Here is a 17538-nt window from a genome sequence, read left to right as displayed (position 1 = left end):
GCATGGGGTGACCGGACAGAGCCGTCCGGCGGGATCGACGCAAAAGGAAAACCCATGGCCGCGGTTACGGTGGATGACATCCTCTCGGATCTCCCCCTTGGCTTCGCCAGCCTCATCCTCCGCCCAGCCCCGTCGGCGACGGCCATTGAACGGTTCCTTATTGTCGACGCCGACGACGAGTCGGTCCAGGCTGCCGGCGCGTTTGTCCTGCTCATCGGTGTCCGCGGCCGCTCCGCCCTGCCGGCGCTCCGGCGGCTCCTGAAAGACCCGCCACCGGTAGTCGCCGTCAAGGGCAACCGCGAAGACCTCGCCGAAGCTGAAGAACTCCTGCAGGCAGCGGGCTCGGGCCTCCTGCTGGTTGATCCGGCCGCCGACTGGGACCGCCTGCTGTCCATCGCAAAGGACCGGATCCAGCCGCGCAGCTACGAGAGCGAAGTCCTCACCCTGCTCGAGGAAGACCTGTTCGCCATCGCCCAGACCACGGCCAGGCTCACCTCCAGCCACGTGCTGATCGAGGACGCTGCCAACAAGGTCCTGGCGTACTCCACGGTCACCAACGACATCGACGAGCTCCGCAAAGCGTCCATCCTGTCCCGCCGCGGCCCCCGGAAGTACGAGCTGCTGCTCAAGGACCTGGGTGCATACCGCGAACTCCACCGCACCCGGCAGCCGGTCCGCGTGCCTGCCCGGCCCCAGGACGGGCTGCGTGAACGGGTGGCCATCGCGCTCTTCGCCGGGGAGCGGATCATGGGCTACATCTGGCTCCAGGAGACCGGAGAGGGCTTCGGCCCGGACGTGGAGTACGTCCTCACCGGATCCGCAGCCAGGGTTTCCGCCGAACTGATCCGCTACCGCAACCAGCAGTCCGTCCACATGCGGGAGGACCGGGTGGCACGGATCCTGTCAGGTCCCGCCGAGGCCGCCGCCAGCGCCCACAGCGGAAAGATCCCCTCCGAACGTCCCGCGGCGCTTCTCCTCATCGGTATGTCCGACGCCGACTCCCGGGCTGACGACGCCGCGCTCAAGCACGGCGAGCTGGCCAACCTGGCCTCCATCCACGCCGCCGCGTACAAGGCATCCGCCGTCGTGGGCCAGTTCAACGGTGACACGGCCATCATCCTGCCGGACCTGCAGTCCAGCACGGCGGAAGCGGGGCTGAGGGCACTTGCCGAAGCGGTGGTCAAGGATGCCCGCAAGCACCTGGGCATCATTCCCTTCGCCGCCGTCGGACCGCTGGCGCCGGACCTGCTGTCCATCCACGGGGTCACCGGCATCACTGAAGCGCTGCTGGCCTGCGTGCGGAACGCCACACCGGGCACGGTGGCCACCGTTGACGATTTCGAGGCGGAAATCCTCTACCGCGAGGCCGTACGTAACTTCTACAGCTCACCCTTCCGGCACCGCAGCATGGCGGCGCTGCTCCAGGAGGATGCCGAACTCGCAGCAACCCTGCAGGCCTACTTCGACGCCGGCTTCGACGTCTCCGAATGCGCCAAACACATGAACCTGCACAAAAACACCGTCTACTACCGCGTTGCCAAGGCGGCCAGGGTCACCGGCCTGGACTTCGGCAACCCCCGCGACTCACTGGTGGCCCTGCTCCATCTCCAGGAGTGGGCCGCCTCCACCGACAATTCAGGCAGGAAATGAGCACCATACTCAGCGCACCGCCCCTGGGCGTCCTCCTTGAGGACATCGTCCGGCGCCACCGGCCCAGGCAGAACGCCGGCAGCGTTCCCGGAAACATCCCTTTCCTTGCCACGGTCCCGTTCGACCGCTTCGGCATCGCTGTCGCCACCACCTCCGGCGAGGTCTTCAGCTCCGGGGACGCCGGCGTTCCCTTTTCCATCCAAAGCATTTCCAAGGTATTCACCCTGGCCATGGCCCTGCAGGGCGGCAGATCCACCGCTCTTTGGTCCCGGGTGCTGCGCGAACCCTCCGGAACGTCCTTCAACTCGCTGGTCCAGCTGGAAGCCGAGAAGGGCATCCCCCGCAATCCGTTCATCAACGCCGGCGCCCTGGTGGTCACCGACCACCTACTGGAAGAGACGCCCGACGCCGCCACGCAGCTCCTGCGGTTCCTCACCGAACAAGCGGGGAGCCATGAGGCGGAGCGAGGCTCCCGCGCACCGTTCATCGATGAAGCCGCTGCTGCCGGCGAGCTGGCCAGCAGCAGCCGCAACCTGGCCCTGGCGCACTTCCTCAAGGATTTTGGCAACCTCACCCAGCCGGCCGCGGCAGTGGTGGAGAACTACGTCCGCCAGTGCTCCATCATGATGACCTGCGTCCAGCTGGCCAGGGCCGGCCTGTTCCTCGCCAACGACGGCCAGGGAACAACCGGCAGGGTGCTGTCCCCCAGCGAGGCCAAGCGGATCGGTTCCATCATGCTGACCTGCGGCATGTATGACGCCGCCGGCGAGTTCGCCTACCGGGTGGGCCTGCCCGGCAAGAGCGGAGTAGGTGGCGGGATCCTGGTGATCGTCCCGGGCCAGTGCGCCATCTGCGTCTGGAGCCCCCGCCTGGACGCCAAAGGCAACTCCCTTGCCGGCACCGCCGCCCTGGCCGACCTCTCCGACCGCACCGGCTGGTCAGTCTTCTAAGTTTCCCCATCCAGCAAGATCTTCCCCGGATCGAAAGGAATACCCATGCCCAACAACCCCAATGAAGAGGTTGAGTTCGACCACGTTATTGATGGTGGTCACGCGCATGCGTCTGAGACCTCCCTGCACGCGGAGGACAAGGGTTACCACAAGAACCTCAAGCCCCGGCAGATCCAGATGATCGCGATCGGCGGTGCGATCGGTACCGGCCTGTTCCTCGGCGCCGGCGGCCGGCTCAACGCCGCGGGCCCGTCCCTGGTTATCGCGTACGCGGTGTGCGGGTTCTTCGCGTTCCTGATCCTGCGCGCCTTGGGCGAACTGGTCCTGCACCGGCCTTCCTCGGGTTCGTTCGTTTCCTACGCCCGTGAGTTCTTCGGCGAAAAGGCCGCGTTCGTCTCCGGCTGGTTCTACTGGATCAACTGGGCCACCACCACCATCGTGGACATCACCGCCGCCGCCCTCTACATGCACTTCTTCGGCAACTACATCCCCTGGATGGCCGACGTCCCGCAATGGGCCTGGGCACTGACCGCCCTCGTCGTCGTCCTGGCCCTGAACCTGGTCTCCGTGAAGGTCTTCGGCGAAATGGAATTCTGGTTCGCCCTGATCAAGGTCGCCGCCCTCGTCGCGTTCCTCATCATCGGCACCTACTTCGTCATCTTCGGCACCCCCGTGGACGGCCAGCAGGTCGGCATCAGCCTCCTGTCCGATAACGGCGGGATCTTCCCCAACGGCCTGCTGCCCATGATCATCCTCATGCAGGGCGTCCTGTTCGCCTACGCCTCCATCGAACTGGTCGGCACCGCCGCCGGCGAAACCGAAAACCCCGAAAAGATCATGCCCAAGGCCATCAACTCCGTGGTCTTCCGCATCGCCGTGTTCTACGTCGGCTCCGTGATCCTGCTGGCCCTGCTGCTGCCCTTCACCTCCTACCAGAAGGGCGTCAGCCCCTTCGTGACGTTCTTCGGCTCCATCGGCGTCCAGGGCGTGGACGTGATCATGAACCTCGTGGTCCTCACCGCCGCCCTGTCCTCGCTGAACGCCGGGCTCTACTCCACCGGCCGGATCCTGCGCTCCATGTCCGTGAACGGCTCGGCCCCTAAGTTCGCCTCCCGCATGAACAAGGCAGGCGTCCCCTACGGCGGCATCGCCATCACCGCCGTCGTCTCCCTCCTCGGCGTCCCGCTGAACTACCTCGTCCCGGCCGACGCCTTCGAAATCGTGCTGAACATCGCCTCCGTGGGCATCATCATGACCTGGGCCACCATCGTCCTCTGCCAGATCCAGCTCAAACGCTGGGCCGACAAGGGCTGGGTGGAGCGCCCCTCCTTCCGGATGTTCGGCGCCCCCTACACCGGCTACCTGTCGCTGGTCTTCCTCGTCGGCGTCCTGGTCATGGTCTTCATCGACTCACCCCTGACCATGCTCGTCACCGCCATCGCGTCCGTGCTCATGGTCATCGGCTGGTACGCCTGCCGCCACCGCATCCGCCAAATCGCCGAAACCCGCGAAGGCTACACCGGGACAGCACCCGTGATCGCCAACCGGACGCCCATTTCCTGACCACAACGCCTCCAATCCTCCGAGCTGAAGAAAGACCATGACACCAGAGCCGCAGCCCACCCTGACCACATCCCGTCCCCAGCCCGCCGCCGTCGTCCACCACCAGGACGCCATGGCGCCCGCCCTCAAATCCGCCGGGCACGTCATCGTCGATTCGCTGGTGGCCCACGGTGTGGAACGCACCTACGTGGTTCCCGGCGAGAGCTTCCTCGACGTGCTGGACGGCCTGCACCAGTCCAGCATCGAAACCATCGTCTGCCGGCATGAGGGCGGGGCCGCATACATGGCGGAAGCGGACGGCAAGATGCAGCAGCGCCCGGGCGTAGCGATGGTCACCCGGGGACCGGGCGCCGCGAATGCGCATGTGGGCCTGCACACCGCCTGGCAGGACTCCACCCCCATGCTGCTCTTCGTGGGCCTGATCCCGTTCGCCCACCGGGACCGGGAAGCGTTCCAGGAATTCGACATCAAGTCCTGGTTCGATACCGGCGCCAAGCGCGTCATGGTCCTGGACCATCCGGAGCGGGCCTCCGAGATCGTGGCGGAAGCCATGTTTGCCGCGATGAGCGGACGGCCCGGGCCCGTGGTTGTCGGCTTGCCGGAGGACGTGATCCGGCAGCAGGTCAGCCCGGCACTCCACCCCGCCATACCCGTAGCCGCCGGGGGTTTGAGCGGCACGGACTCCGCGGCGCTGAAGGCTGCCCTGGCCGAATCCAGCAAGCCGCTCTTCGTCACCGGCGGCAACGACTGGACGCAGGAGGCAGCCGGGCAGCTCACCGCCTGGCTGGAGCGGCACCACATCCCGGCCGCCGCGGAATGGCGCACGCAGGGTACGGTGTCCTTTGATTCGCCGTCCTACGTGGGGCCCATCGGGTACGACCGGCCGCGGCCCACGTATGACCTCCTGGAGGAGACCGACCTCCTGGTGTTCGTGGGCACGGTGCCGGGAGATGTGATCACTGACGGATTCGTGTGCCGCCAGGACTGGAGCAAGAAGAACTTCCTGGTGACGGCGGACCCGTCGCTGCGGGGGCGGTCCGGACCCGTGTCACGGCAGATCCTGGCCAAACCCGACGCGTTCGTCCGCGACCTGGAGGGCATCGACCTGCCAGTCAAGGAGGAGTGGAAGGCCTGGACCGCCAGGATGCGCGCCGAGCAGGAAAGCTTCGCGGCACTCCCTCCAGCAGCGCCGGCTCCGGGCCAGGCGAGGATGGACACCCTGATGGCCAACCTGGTGCCCCGTCTTCCCGGGGACGCGATGGTGACGTTCGGGGCCGGGGAACATACCAATTGGGCCCACCGGTATTTCCCGACACGCCGCTACGCGTCCATGATCAGTGCCCGCAATGGCTCCATGGGGTACTCGGTACCGTCCGCGATCGCCGCTTCGCTGGCTGCGCCCGGACGGCGGGTGGTGACCATCGCGGGGGACGGCGAGTTCCTCATGAACGGGCAGGAACTCGCCACCGCCGCCCAGTACGGTGCCACGCCCCTGGTGGTGGTCATGGACAACCAGGAGTACGGCACCATCCGCACGCACCAGGAACGGCACTACCCGCAGCGCGTGTCCGGAACGCAGTTGAAGAACCCTGATTTTGCCCTGATGGCGCAGGCTTTCGGCGGTTTCGGCATCACCGTCACCGAAGACCGGGACGTGCCGGCCGCCCTGGATGCCGCGCTGGCAGCCATCGACGATGACGGGATGTTTGCCCTCATCCACCTCATCGTGGAGCAGCGCGTCAAGGCGTACTAAGGCAACGTGCCGCTGATGCGGCCAGCTTCATCCGGTGACGCGGACGACGGCGGGACCTCCCGCCGTCGTCCGCTTAGGTTTAATTGCTTACCAGCGGAATAGAACAGCAACTGTTTTAGTTGAAACTTCAAGTAAGCGCATTTCAACGAAGGACTGCAGTGAATTTCCTATCCCGCCTCTTTGGAAAGAAGAACATCATGACTGACATCACCATCATCGGAACCGGCAACATGGCCCGCGGGCTGGCAGCCCGTGCGCTTGCCGGAGGCAACAGCGTCCAGCTCCTGGCCCACGACGACAAGGCCAAGGCCGACGCCCTGGCCGCGGAATTCACAGGCCAGGTGGACCCCGGCGTGCTGGGCGACGCCATCACCGGTTCCATCGTCATCCCGGCTGTGTACTTCGACGCCGCCAAGGACATCGTGGCCCGCTACGGCAACAGCCTGGACGGCAAGGTGTATATCGACATCACCAACCCTGTGGACTTCTCCACCTTTGAAGGCCTCTCGGTCCCCGCCGGCAGCTCCGCCGCCGAGGAACTGCAGAAGACCACCGGAGCGAAAGTGGTCAAGGCGTTCAACACCACCTTCGCCGCCACCCTGGGCGAGGGGAGGGTGACCGGCCAGCCGCTGGACGTCCTGGTTGCCGGCGACGACGAGGATGCAGTGGCGGCCGTGACCGCTTTCGCGTCCGCCGCCGGCCTGACCCCCATCGTGGTGGGACCGCTCCGCCGTGCCCGGCAGCTGGAACAAGCGGGCTTCCTGAACATCCTGCTCTCAGCCAATGAGCAGCTGCCCCAGTTCCAGTGGAACTCGGCCCTCAGGTTTGCCCCGGCGGCCTAGCCGGGAAAGTATGCAGCTGGAAGACAAAGCGAAGGCCGGCACGAGCGTGCCGGCCTTCCCTTTCGCGCTTTCATCAAGCTACAGCCGGTCCGTCCGGTCCTCGCCGCCCTTGTGGCCGGCCCCGCGGAGGTTCTCCTGGACCTTCCCGAACAGGTCCTTGATGGTGGACTCCGCGTTGGAAATGACGTCCACCGGCACGTAGACCTCATGGGTCACGGGCAGGTCGTATTCATCCTTCAGGTGGGTGCCGTTTCCCACTCCCGACAGGGACAGGTAGACCATGGCTTCCGTCCGTGCGATCCCTGCGAGCTTCCCGAAGACGACGGTGAACTCGTTCGGCTGGAAGCTGATTGTCTGCCCAATATGGCCGCGGCCCAGTTCACCGGCGTGAATGACCTTCTCCGACTGGCTTCCGGTGTAGTCCATGAACTTCTCCTTCGATCGCCAACACGTACGCTGGCAGTCTAACGCTGCCCCTCAATGCCGGCACAGGCCCGGGCCACGCGGCAGGGCCGGTAGAATCTTGAAGGCCGGACCCTTCGTTCCGGACCAGTAAGCGGAACCGGCCCGCAACCTGCAGCGCCGGCGGACAGCAGGAGCAGCAGCCGTGCGTGGTTAGCTTCCGCGGTCACCGTTCCACCTCCTCCGCGCGTCAACCCTGGCGGCAGGCACCCTGGCACTGGCCGCCGGCGCCCACGTGGCTGGCAGAGGCCACCTGCCGGCCCCCGCCATCCTCCTCGCGGTACTGGCACTGACCGCACTGGCCAGCACTGTTGCCACCCGGCTCCGGCTCTCCTTCCCCGCCATCGGCGCACTCCTGGGCGGCGGCCAGCTTGCGGCCCTGCTCCGGACCAGGGGTGGACGCCGCGCACCGGCCGGTAACGCGGCAACCGGCAACCAGTAAGGACGCATTTGAGGCCCGGATCATCACGATCCGGGCATCAAATTGCCGCCAGTGCATGCGGCATCGTTGACGTGGGCAACGGCTACCGCGAAGGTGGTGCCATGAGGTCTCAGAAAATTTCCCAGGGGTTTGCCATGACGACGGCGGCAGCAGCGGCAGCACTGCTGCTCACCGGATGTGGTCCAAGCCAGCCGCAGTCCCAGACGACCACGTCGCCCGCCACCGGGCAGGCCAGCCAGTCCCCCACGGGAACGGCGTCCACGCCGCCTCCGGCGTCGTCGGCGCCAGCCAGCTCAACCCCGGCCTCACCCGCCCCCGGCACTACGGCGGCGGGGGAACCCGGCCTGTGCAAGTCGGCGGGGCTCACCGCTGCCACCGACGCATCCGGTGGCGGCGCGGCAGGCAGTGTCTACATGAAGCTCAACCTCACCAACAAGGGTTCCGAACCCTGCATCCTCCGGGGATACGCCGGCGTCTCCCTGGTGGCGGACGCCGCCGGAGCCCCCATCGGCGCTCCGGCAACGCGGGATGATTCGGCCGGCGTAGCGGACGTCCTCCTGGCTCCCGGCCAGACCGGCACCGCCGTCCTCCGTTACACGCAGGCCCGCAACTACCAGGGCTGCGTGGTCGTGGACGCCGCCGGTTACCGGATTTACCCGCCGGAGGACACCGACTCGCTGTTCATCCCGAAGCCCACCACGGCGTGCAGCAATGCCGAAATCACCCTGCTCAGCATCGGGGCATTCCAGCCCGCCTGACCGCTTGGCCCCGTGGGACGGCCCCGGAATGACGAAGGCGGCCCGGCTGACAAGCCGGGCCGCCTTCCGTACCCTTGGGCTGGCGTCGGACGCTTACGCTTCGACGCCGCTCCCGGAGTGCTTACCGGGTGGCCGTGGTGGTGCGGCCGGTGCCCGCGGCGCGGCGGGACAGAGCCACGCCCAGGCCGATCATGGCCACTCCGAGAATGAAGTGCAGCCAGTTGTCCGCGATGTTGACCGGAACAAAGTTGGCGGCACTGTCATGGCCGATGAACAGTCCATAAAGCCAAAGCACCAGGTAAATGGCTCCGCCGACCACCAGGTAATTACGCGAGGCAGCCGCGCTGCGCGCCATGGCGACGCCCGCGATGCCGAAGAGCAGGTGGACGATGTTGTGCAGGATCGACACCTGGAAGAGGCCCAGCAGCATGGCACCCGATCCGTGCCCGGCGAACCCCAGGGATTCATAGTTGGAGGTGATTCCGGGGATGAACCCCAGGACGCCTACCAGGAGGAACACCGCGCCCACGGCAAGGGTGGCTTTTTGTATGTTGGTCCGGCCTACGGTGCGACCGCTGGAATTCATGCTTGTCATGATGTCTCCTGCTTGTGTCGTTGTGCGGTTCTGGCTGCCGGGCGATGCGTGACCGTTACTGCCTGACCATAGACTTAAACCCCGACATCGTAAGTATACTTATCAAATACGCCGCGGATAGCAGGGGTGCATAACGGACCCATCACAAAACTGGCTTGTGAGGGTTGTGGACCGAAGGCAGGTTTGACTGGCATGACGTCGATTTGGCTGGACCGCAGGGCTCCTTTTGCCTCTGATCCGTTCGAACCGGATTCCAGGTATGACACCGTCGTTGCAGGTGCGGGACTCACCGGGCTGGTCACCGCCCTGCTGCTGGCCCGGTCCGGGCAAAGCGTGCTGGTACTGGAGGCCCGCTCCCCGGGGGCCGTGACCACCGGCAACACCACCGCCAAGGTAAGCCTGCTGCAGGGCACGTTCCTGTCCCAGCTCGCCCGCCAGTATTCGCAGAAACAGGTGCAGGCGTACGTGGACGGGAACCGGGAGGGCCAGGCGTGGCTGCTGCGCTACCTGGCGGAACAAAACGTGCCCTTCCAGCGCCGCACCGCCTACACCTACGCTGCCTCCGCCCAGGGCACCGAGAAGCTGCGGGAAGAGATGAGCGCTGCCGGCACCGCGGGACTGGACGTGGACTACGTGCGCGACGCCGGACTGCCGTTTCCCGTCCACGGCGCCGTCCGCCTGCGCGACCAGGCCCAGATCAACCCGATGGATGTCCTCGACGCGCTGGTGGCGGACATCCGCAGCCGGGGCGGGCACATCGTCAGTGGCGTGCGGCTTCGCGACGTGACCGGTGATGCGCCCTCCGCCGTCCGGACCGACCGGGGCAGTGTCAGGGCGGACAAGGTAGTGCTCGCCACCGGTATCCCGGTCCTGGACCGCGGCCTGTATTTCGCCAAGCTGAAGCCCGCCCGTTCCTATGCGGCCGCGCTTGAACTGCAGGAGGACCAGGCGCCGCCGCCGGGCATGTACATTTCCGTCGAACAGCCCACCCATTCGCTCCGCGACTACGAGGTGGACGGGAAGAACCTGCTGCTGGTGGGCGGCCACGGCCACCACGTGGGCAGGAGGGACTCCGAGAAGGCCCACCTCGCCGGCCTGATGGACTGGGCAGGAAACCATTACCCCGGCGCTGCCACCACCCACACGTGGTCCGCGCAGGACTACATGCCCACCAACCTCATGCCGTTTTTCGGCAAGCTCCCCCGGGGCAAGGGCCAGATCTACTTCGGCACCGGCTACAACAAGTGGGGAATGACCAACGCCGTCGCCGCCGCGCTGGGCATATCGGCGGACATCCTGGGCGGCCAGATCCCGTGGGCTGACACCATCCACCACCGCGTCACGTCACCGGCCGGCGCGTTCTCCGCCGTCGCGCTGAACGCAGGTGTGGCAGCCAGGCTGGCGTCTGACTGGGGGAAGGTAGCCGCCGAGGGCCGCAGGTTCGATGGCTTGAAGCGGGGCAGGGACCGGACTGCCGTGCCCGCTCCTGAGGGGACTTCCACCACGGCTCCTGTCCCTGCGGGCACCGCGCCTGCCACCGCCCCGGCCGAAGGCCAGGGCAAGGTCTACCGCGACGGCAACCGGCCGGTGGCAGTGTCCACCGTTGGCGGAAGCACCTGCAGGTTGTCCGCGGTCTGCACCCACTTGGGCGGCATCCTGCACTGGAACGACAACGAACAGACGTGGGACTGCCCCCTGCACGGCTCGCGCTTCACGAACGAGGGCAAGCTGCTTGAGGGCCCTGCCACCAAGGACCTGCCGCAGGCTGGGACGGCGTGAGCGGGGCCGCATCACGCGGGACATCAGTTAGCGGCATCTTGGGTTGGATCAGTCCGGTTTCTGCTGGTGGCGGAGCCGGGGCCAATCGCGGAGTTGCGTGTCGGTGCCTTGGGGCATGATGGAGGCATGAACCAGGAACAGCGTCCTGCCGGTGGTGGTGCCTCCGGCACGGCTGCGCCAATGGGCCAGTTCAGCCGGCCCACCCGGGACTGGTTCTTGGGCGCATTTTCGGAGCCGACCCCTGCACAGGCCGGGGCCTGGAATGCCATCTCCTCCGGCTCGCACGCACTGGTGGTGGCCCCCACCGGTTCCGGAAAAACCCTGGCGGCCTTCCTCTGGGCGCTGGACCGGCTCCTGGCCTCGGAGTCCCACGCCCCTGAGCCTGCCGCTGCGGAGGCGCCCGCGAAAGGCAAGCGCCAACGGGCACCCAAGCGCAAAACCCGTGTCCTCTACATCTCGCCGCTGAAGGCTTTGGGCATGGATGTGGAACGGAACCTGCGGTCCCCGCTGATCGGCATCACGCAGACCGCAAAGCGGCTTGGGCTTCCCGCCCCGCTGATAACTGTCGGGGTCCGGTCCGGGGATACTCCCGCAGCTGAGCGCCGCGGGCTGCTGAGCAACCCGCCGGACATCCTCATCACCACCCCCGAATCGCTGTTCCTCATGCTCACGTCAAAGGCCCGGGAGACCCTGGCCGAGGTGGACACCATCATCATTGACGAGGTCCACGCCGTGGCCGGCACCAAGCGTGGAGCGCACCTTGCCGTATCACTGGAACGGCTGGACGCGCTGCTGCCCAAACCTGCACAGCGCATCGGGCTTTCCGCCACGGTGGAACCCCGGGAACTCGTGGCGCAGTTCCTTGCGGGTTCGGCTCCCGTGGAGATCGTTGCTCCGCTTACCAGGAAGAACTGGGACCTGACGGTTTCCGTCCCGGTGGAGGACATGTCGGACCTGCAGGGCGCGGCCGGGGCGTTCGATTCCGGCCCCGCATCCGGGCTCCAGCCGCAGGCGTCCATCTGGCCGCATGTGGAGGAAAAAATCGTCGACCTGGTGCTGGCCAACCAGTCCACCATCGTCTTCGCCAACTCTCGGCGCCTCGCCGAACGCCTCACGGCCAGGCTCAATGAAATCTACGCAGAGCGGCAATTGATCGCCGTGGGCGGCGGCTGGGACGGACCCGGTCCGGAAGGGCAGGCGGCTGCGCCCGGCACTACGGGGGGACCGGCGTCGGGCATTCCCGCGTCCACCGCCACACCGGCACACATGATGGCCCAGGCCGGAAGCTCCGCCGGGGCAGACCCGGTACTGGCCCGCGCCCACCACGGTTCCGTGTCGAAGGACCAGCGCGCGCTCATCGAGGACGACCTCAAGTCCGGGCGGCTGCGGTGCGTGGTGGCAACGTCATCCCTGGAACTGGGCATCGACATGGGCGCCGTGGACCTGGTGGTCCAGGTGGAGTCGCCACCCTCCGTGGCCAGCGGCCTGCAGCGGGTGGGCCGCGCCGGGCACCAAGTGGGCGAAATCTCCCAGGGCGTCCTCTTCCCCAAGCACCGCGCTGACCTGGTCCACACGGCCATCACGGTGGAGCGCATGCTGGACGGCAAGATCGAGCGGCTCAGCATCCCTGCCAACCCGCTGGACATCCTGGCCCAGCAGACCGTGGCCGCCACCGCCCTGGGCAGCATTGACGTGGAGGAATGGTTCAGCACCGTCCGGCGCTCCGCGCCTTTCGCGTCCCTCCCCCGGTCGGCCTTCGAGGCCACCCTGGACCTGCTGGCGGGGCGGTACCCGTCCGACGAATTCGCCGAGCTCCGGCCCAGGATCATCTGGGACCGCAACGCCGGCACCATCGAGGGCCGGCCCGGAGCCCAGCGCCTGGCTGTGACATCGGGCGGCACCATCCCGGACCGGGGGCTGTTCGGCGTCTACATCATCGGCACTGAACAGGAGGGGTCCGCTTCCCCCTCCGAGGACGGCAAACCGGCGCGCGCACCCAAGGGCGGCCGCCGCGTGGGCGAGCTGGACGAGGAAATGGTTTACGAATCCCGGGTGGGCGACGTCTTTGCCCTGGGTGCCACCAGCTGGAAGATCGAGGACATCACGCACGACCGTGTCCTGGTCTCCCCGCGTTCGGGCAGCCCGGCAAGCTGCCGTTCTGGAAGGGTGATTCCCTGGGCCGGCCGGTGGACCTGGGCCGCGCACTGGGCGCGTTTGTCCGCGAACTGTCCGCGTCCGACGCCGGCCCTGCCACCGAGCGCTGCAAGGCCAGCGGCCTGGACGACTTCGCCGCCAACAACCTCATCCAGTACCTCACCGAGCAGAAACAGGCCACCGAGGTGGTTCCCAGCGACACCACGCTGGTGGTGGAGCGGTTCCACGACGAACTGGGCGACTGGCGCGTCATCCTGCACAGCCCGTTCGGCATGCCGGTGCACGCACCGTGGGCCCTGGCCGTGGGGCAGCGGCTCCACCAACGCTACGGCCTGGACGGCTCGGCCATGGCGGCCGACGACGGCATCGTGCTGCGGGTGCCCATGATGGAGGACGAGCCGCCGGGCGCCGAGCTGTTCCTCTTCGATCCCGAGGAACTGGAACAGATCGTCACGGCCGAGGTAGGGGGCAGTGCCCTGTTCGCCTCCCGTTTCCGCGAGTGCGCCGCACGTGCGCTCCTGCTGCCCCGCCAGACCCCCGGCAAACGCCAGCCCCTATGGCAGCAGCGCCAGCGGTCGGCGCAGCTGCTGGACGTTGCCAGGAAATACCCCACTTTTCCCATCGTCCTGGAGACCGTGCGGGAATGCCTGCAGGACGTTTACGATCTGCCGGCATTGAAGGACATCGCCGCGTCCGTGGAGCGGCGCGAACTGCGGATCGTGCAGACCACCACGCAGCAGCCCTCGCCGTTCGCCAAGTCCCTTCTCTTTGGCTACGTGGCCCAGTTCCTCTACGAGGGCGATTCCCCGCTCGCAGAGCGGCGCGCCGCCGCCCTGGCACTGGACTCCACGCTCCTCAACGAGCTGCTGGGCCGGGTGGAACTGCGCGAACTCCTGGACGCCAAGGTCATCGACGCCACCGAACGCGAGCTCCAGCGTCTGGCCCCGGACCGCCGTGCACGCGGAATGGAAGGCGTGGCGGACCTCCTGCGGCTGCTGGGACCCTTGGATCCGGCAGAGGCCGCTTTGCGGCTGGAACCTGCCGCAGCCCCGGTGGTTGAGCCCGCTGAAACCCTGGTCGATGAGTCCGCCGAACCGGTGGGTGAGCCCGTGGAGACCGCACCCGCCGCTTCCGCCACCGTGGCTGAAGCGGCCGCCCACCTGGCCGCCCTCCAGCGTGCCAACCGCGCCATCAAGGTCAACATCGGCGGCGTTGAACGTTTCGCGGCCGTGGAGGACGCAGCCCGTCTCCGCGACGCCATCGGCGTGCCGCTGCCCATGGGTGTTCCGCTGGCCTTCATTGAGCCGGTTGCCGATCCCCTGGGCGACCTCGTCTCCCGGTATGCCCGCACCCACGGCCCCTTCACCGCGGCCGAGGCAGCGGCACGCCTGGGCCTGGGTGTAGCCGTGGTGGGCACCGCGCTGAAACGCCTTGCGGCGGACGGCCGCGTGGTGGAGGGCGAATTCCGGCCGCACGTCACCACACCAGGCGCCGTACACCCGGGCTCCCCAGCGCAGGACGGGCCGAAGGACGGCACCGCCCCGGAATCTGCCCGGGAATCCGCGCAGGAATCCGGGCTTGAGGCCGGTACGCAGCCGACGGATGAACTGCCTGCCCTTGCGGCCGGCTCCCCCGCCGGCACCACGCACAGCATCGCCAGCGAATGGTGCGACGCCGAGGTGCTGCGCAAGCTCCGCCGTCGTTCGCTGGCCGCCCTGCGCGCGGAAGTGGAGCCGGTGGACGCCGCCGCCTACGGACGCTTCCTGCCGGCATGGCAGCACGTCAGGACCCCGGGCGGTGGCCGCGGCCAGCCCTCGCTGCGGGGACTGGACGGCATTATCACCGCCATCGACCAGCTCTCGGGCGTGCCCGTTCCGGCCTCGGCATGGGAACCCCTGGTGCTGGCCACGCGGGTCTCCAACTACCAGCCGGCCATGCTGGATGAACTGATGGCTGCCGGTGAAGTTCTGTGGTCCGGAACCGGCGCACTTCCGGGGAATGACGGCTGGATCAGCCTTCATCTGGCGGATTCGGTGGAACTGACGCTCAACCCATCACCCGAGTTTGAACCGGGGGACGCCACCAACGGCTCCTGGACCACCTGCGGAACAACGGCGGCGGGTACTTCTTCCGCCAGCTGACCGAGGTGGCCGGAGGCATGGACGCCGTCCTCAGCGACCAGGAAGTAGTGGCTGCGCTCTGGGACCTCGCCTGGGCAGCAGGATCACCGGGGACACGTTCGCGCCTGTCCGGGCACTGATTGCCGGAGGCCACACAGCCCACCGCCAGGTGGCCCGCGCACCCCGGGCCAGGGCACCGCGGCTCAGCCGCCTGGGCCGTTCCCATGGCACCGGCCTGATGGGATCCCCCGGGCTCGCCGGCGGCCGGTACGGATCGCAGGGGGCCTCCACCCCGCCCACCGCTGCGGGCCGCTGGTCTGCCCTGCCCGAGCCTGAACTCGATGCCACCATCCACGCCCGTGCCACCGCCGAACTGCTGCTGGACCGCTACGGCGTGGTCACCAGGGGCTCCGTCATGGCTGAGCAAATCCTGGGCGGCTTCGGACTCATGTACAAGGTGTTGGCCCGGCTGGAGGAAGCCGGCCGCTGCCGCCGCGGCTACTTTATCGAGCACCTCGGCGCCGCCCAGTTCGCGGTGCCGGCCACCGTGGACCGGCTACGTTCCTACTCGGAAGACACCCAGCTGGCCGAGGCCGAACCTGTAGCCCTGGCCCTCGCCGCCACGGATCCCGCCAACCCGTACGGTGCGGCCCTCCCTTGGTAAGCCCTGCAGACGGACGCGGGCACGGGCCACCGTCCCGGCCGGAAGGCAGGAGCTCTGGTTGTCCTGGTGGACGGCGCGCTGGTCCTCTACGTGGAGCGCGGCGGCAAGACCCTGCTGGCCTTCAGCGAAGACGACGCCGTCCTGGCGGCGGCAGGTGCGGCGCTGGTGGGTGTGGTGACCCGGGGAGCAGTGGACAAGCTGAACATGGAGAAGGTGAACGGGCACGGAATCCTGGACACCCCGGTCGCCGTCGCCCTCAGCTCCGCCGGCGCCTACTCCACGCCGAAGGGGCTGAGGATCCGTGCCTGAGGGGGATTCCGTCTGGCGGGCCGCCCGCCAGCTGCATGAGGCCCTGGCGGGACAGACACTGATTGCCTCGGACTTCCGCGTGCCCCGGTTTGCCACCCTGAACCTGTCCGGCTGGACCCTCGATGAGGTGATCCCCAGGGGCAAGCACCTGCTGATGCGGGTGGTCAGCCCGGAGGACAAGAGGCTGACCATCCACTCGCACCTGAAGATGGAAGGCGCCTGGCAGGTCTACCCGCCCGGCGGGAGGTGGCGCAAGCCGGGTTACACCGCCCGGTGCGTTCTGCGCACGGCCGTCGCTGACGCCGTCGGCTTCTCCCTGGGAATTGTGGAAGTGGTGGCCACCGCCAACGAGGATTCGATCGTTGGCTTCCTTGGCCCGGACCTGCTGGGCCCGGACTGGGACCTGGACGAGGCCGAACGCCGCGTCAGGTCGCGGCCCGAGGTTCCGATCGGCGTCGCGCTGCTGGACCAGCGGAACCTCGCAGGGATCGGAAATATCTACCGCTGCGAAGCGTGCTTCCTGTCGGGTGTACATCCGGCCACTCCCGTCTCGGAGGTCGCGGACGTGCGGACCATGATCACGGACGCCAAGCAGCTCCTGGAGGTCAACCTGGGCCCGGGGCGCCGCGTCACCATCCTCAACACCCGCGGGCTGCCGGTGGGGAGGATGGCCGGCAGGCCCGGCTACTGGGTATACGGCGGAGAACTGCGGCCGTGCCTGAAATGCGGCACGCCGATCCAGCGTGGACTCCTGGGCAAGCCGAACGGCGAAGAGGAGCGGGACATCTATTTCTGCCCGAAGTGCCAGCCTCCGCCCGGCTGACGTGCTGCAGGGGTGAGGTTAACAGGTGGACGCGCTGGGTTCCTTGACGGTGCTGGACTGACTGGCCGCCACCATGAAGCGCGGCAGCAGGATATGGACCAGGGGACCGATCGCCAGGGCGTAGACCACGGTACCCACACCCACCGAACCGCCCAACAGCCAACCGGCTGCCAGCACGGTGACCTCGATCAGCGTGCGGGAGAACCTGACGGTCCATCCGGTGCGCCGGGCCAGCCCGGTCATCAGGCCGTCGCGGGCGCCTGGCCCGAAGCCGGCGCCGATGTAGCAGGCCGAGGCTACGGCGTTGACCAGTACGGCCCCGGCGAGGAGGCCGATCTGGGCGGCCAGGTGGGTTATCGGCGGGATCACGGCGAGCCCGATGTCCGCGAAGACGCCCACCAGAATGGCGTTGCAAAGCGTTCCGAAGCCGGGCATCTGGCGCAGGGGGATCCACAGCAGCAGCACCAGGAAGCTCACGGCGATCACCACAATGCCGATGCTCAGTCCGCTCCGGTTGGCCAGGCCCTGGTGGAACACGTCCCACGGGTCCAGGCCCAGACCGGCGCGGATGAACATGGCCAGGGAGATGCCGTACATGGCGAGGCCGGTAAAAAGCTGGACGAGTCTGCGGGTCATCATGAAACCATGCTCGCAGCCAACTGGCATTGAATTAC

At 67.6% G+C, this 17538-nt stretch carries 12 protein-coding genes and 1 pseudogene; 10 read left to right on the top strand and 3 right to left on the bottom strand.

Annotated elements, in window-relative coordinates:
- Nucleotides 1-54: 54 nt before the first annotated feature.
- From NMQ03_RS03395 to NMQ03_RS03375, 5 genes are all read left to right on the top strand, one after another.
- Nucleotides 55-1650, top strand: a complete 1596-nt coding sequence (locus tag NMQ03_RS03395) for a CdaR family transcriptional regulator (RefSeq protein ID WP_255174381.1) — start codon at nucleotides 55-57, stop codon at nucleotides 1648-1650.
- Nucleotides 1647-2600 (top strand): glutaminase, encoded by a 954-nt coding sequence (locus tag NMQ03_RS03390; protein ID WP_255174380.1) that lies wholly within the window; start codon nucleotides 1647-1649, stop codon nucleotides 2598-2600. The genes NMQ03_RS03395 and NMQ03_RS03390 overlap by 4 nt, the downstream gene beginning before the upstream one ends.
- 45 nt (nucleotides 2601-2645) lie before the next feature.
- Nucleotides 2646-4163, top strand: coding sequence for an amino acid permease (locus tag NMQ03_RS03385; RefSeq protein WP_255174379.1), 1518 nt, complete (start codon nucleotides 2646-2648; stop codon nucleotides 4161-4163).
- A 37-nt stretch (nucleotides 4164-4200) separates the two neighbouring features.
- On the top strand, nucleotides 4201-5916 hold the full coding sequence (locus NMQ03_RS03380; protein WP_255174378.1) for a thiamine pyrophosphate-dependent enzyme: 1716 nt from the start codon (nucleotides 4201-4203) through the stop codon (nucleotides 5914-5916).
- Between the two features lie 197 nt (nucleotides 5917-6113).
- Nucleotides 6114-6758, top strand: coding sequence for an NADPH-dependent F420 reductase (locus NMQ03_RS03375; RefSeq protein WP_255174377.1), 645 nt, complete (start codon nucleotides 6114-6116; stop codon nucleotides 6756-6758).
- 78 nt (nucleotides 6759-6836) lie between these two features.
- Here NMQ03_RS03375 and NMQ03_RS03370 read toward each other — a convergent pair whose 3' ends face one another.
- The gene (locus tag NMQ03_RS03370; RefSeq protein ID WP_255174376.1) at nucleotides 6837-7184 is read right to left on the bottom strand and encodes a hypothetical protein; all 348 of its coding nucleotides are present in this window, start codon (nucleotides 7182-7184) and stop codon (nucleotides 6837-6839) included.
- 271 nt (nucleotides 7185-7455) lie between these two features.
- On the opposite strand from NMQ03_RS03370, the gene NMQ03_RS03365 reads away from it, so the two are divergent.
- A complete protein-coding gene (locus NMQ03_RS03365; RefSeq protein ID WP_255174375.1) occupies nucleotides 7456-7662 on the top strand; it encodes a hypothetical protein in 207 nt (68 codons plus the stop codon).
- A gap of 101 nt (nucleotides 7663-7763) precedes the next feature.
- A complete protein-coding gene (locus tag NMQ03_RS03360; protein ID WP_255174374.1) occupies nucleotides 7764-8420 on the top strand; it encodes a DUF4232 domain-containing protein in 657 nt (218 codons plus the stop codon).
- 121 nt (nucleotides 8421-8541) lie between these two features.
- Here NMQ03_RS03360 and NMQ03_RS03355 read toward each other — a convergent pair whose 3' ends face one another.
- Nucleotides 8542-9006 (bottom strand): DUF4383 domain-containing protein, encoded by a 465-nt coding sequence (locus tag NMQ03_RS03355; protein ID WP_255175527.1) that lies wholly within the window; start codon nucleotides 9004-9006, stop codon nucleotides 8542-8544.
- Between the two features lie 201 nt (nucleotides 9007-9207).
- Between NMQ03_RS03355 and NMQ03_RS03350 the strand changes: the two genes are divergently transcribed.
- The 3 genes and pseudogenes from NMQ03_RS03350 (at nucleotide 9208) to NMQ03_RS03340 (ending at nucleotide 16864) form a co-directional block, all read left to right on the top strand.
- Entirely contained in the window at nucleotides 9208-10794 is a 1587-nt protein-coding gene (locus tag NMQ03_RS03350; RefSeq protein ID WP_255174373.1) for an FAD-dependent oxidoreductase, read from the top strand.
- Nucleotides 10795-10920: 126 nt separating this feature from the next.
- Nucleotides 10921-16041: pseudogene (locus NMQ03_RS03345) on the top strand (crosslink repair DNA glycosylase YcaQ family protein).
- Complete coding sequence (locus NMQ03_RS03340) at nucleotides 16034-16864, top strand: Fpg/Nei family DNA glycosylase (protein ID WP_255174372.1); 831 nt, start codon at nucleotides 16034-16036, stop codon at nucleotides 16862-16864. Before NMQ03_RS03345 ends, NMQ03_RS03340 begins: the two are co-directional and overlap by 8 nt.
- A gap of 18 nt (nucleotides 16865-16882) precedes the next feature.
- Here NMQ03_RS03340 and NMQ03_RS03335 read toward each other — a convergent pair whose 3' ends face one another.
- Entirely contained in the window at nucleotides 16883-17503 is a 621-nt protein-coding gene (locus NMQ03_RS03335) for a YitT family protein (RefSeq protein WP_255174371.1), read from the bottom strand.
- Nucleotides 17504-17538: the final 35 nt, after the last annotated feature.

The sequence above is a fragment of the Arthrobacter sp. DNA4 genome (assembly GCF_024362385.1).
Lineage (GTDB): Bacteria > Actinomycetota > Actinomycetes > Actinomycetales > Micrococcaceae > Arthrobacter.
The sequence above is the reverse complement of the archived record's forward strand: the minus strand, read 5'-3'. Positions and strand labels throughout refer to the sequence as shown.

Bases quoted from the DNA above. Each gene is read 5' to 3' on its own strand.
- NMQ03_RS03395 (WP_255174381.1), top strand. From the start codon at position 55: ATGGCCGCGGTTACGGTGGATGACATCCTCTCGGATCTCCCCCTTGGC.
- NMQ03_RS03390 (WP_255174380.1), top strand. From the start codon at position 1,647: ATGAGCACCATACTCAGCGCACCGCCCCTGGGCGTCCTCCTTGAGGAC.
- NMQ03_RS03385 (WP_255174379.1), top strand. From the start codon at position 2,646: ATGCCCAACAACCCCAATGAAGAGGTTGAGTTCGACCACGTTATTGAT.
- NMQ03_RS03380 (WP_255174378.1), top strand. From the start codon at position 4,201: ATGACACCAGAGCCGCAGCCCACCCTGACCACATCCCGTCCCCAGCCC.
- NMQ03_RS03375 (WP_255174377.1), top strand. From the start codon at position 6,114: ATGACTGACATCACCATCATCGGAACCGGCAACATGGCCCGCGGGCTG.
- NMQ03_RS03370 (WP_255174376.1), bottom strand. From the start codon at position 7,184: ATGGACTACACCGGAAGCCAGTCGGAGAAGGTCATTCACGCCGGTGAA.
- NMQ03_RS03360 (WP_255174374.1), top strand. From the start codon at position 7,764: ATGAGGTCTCAGAAAATTTCCCAGGGGTTTGCCATGACGACGGCGGCA.
- NMQ03_RS03355 (WP_255175527.1), bottom strand. From the start codon at position 9,006: ATGAATTCCAGCGGTCGCACCGTAGGCCGGACCAACATACAAAAAGCC.
- NMQ03_RS03350 (WP_255174373.1), top strand. From the start codon at position 9,208: ATGACGTCGATTTGGCTGGACCGCAGGGCTCCTTTTGCCTCTGATCCG.
- NMQ03_RS03335 (WP_255174371.1), bottom strand. From the start codon at position 17,503: ATGATGACCCGCAGACTCGTCCAGCTTTTTACCGGCCTCGCCATGTAC.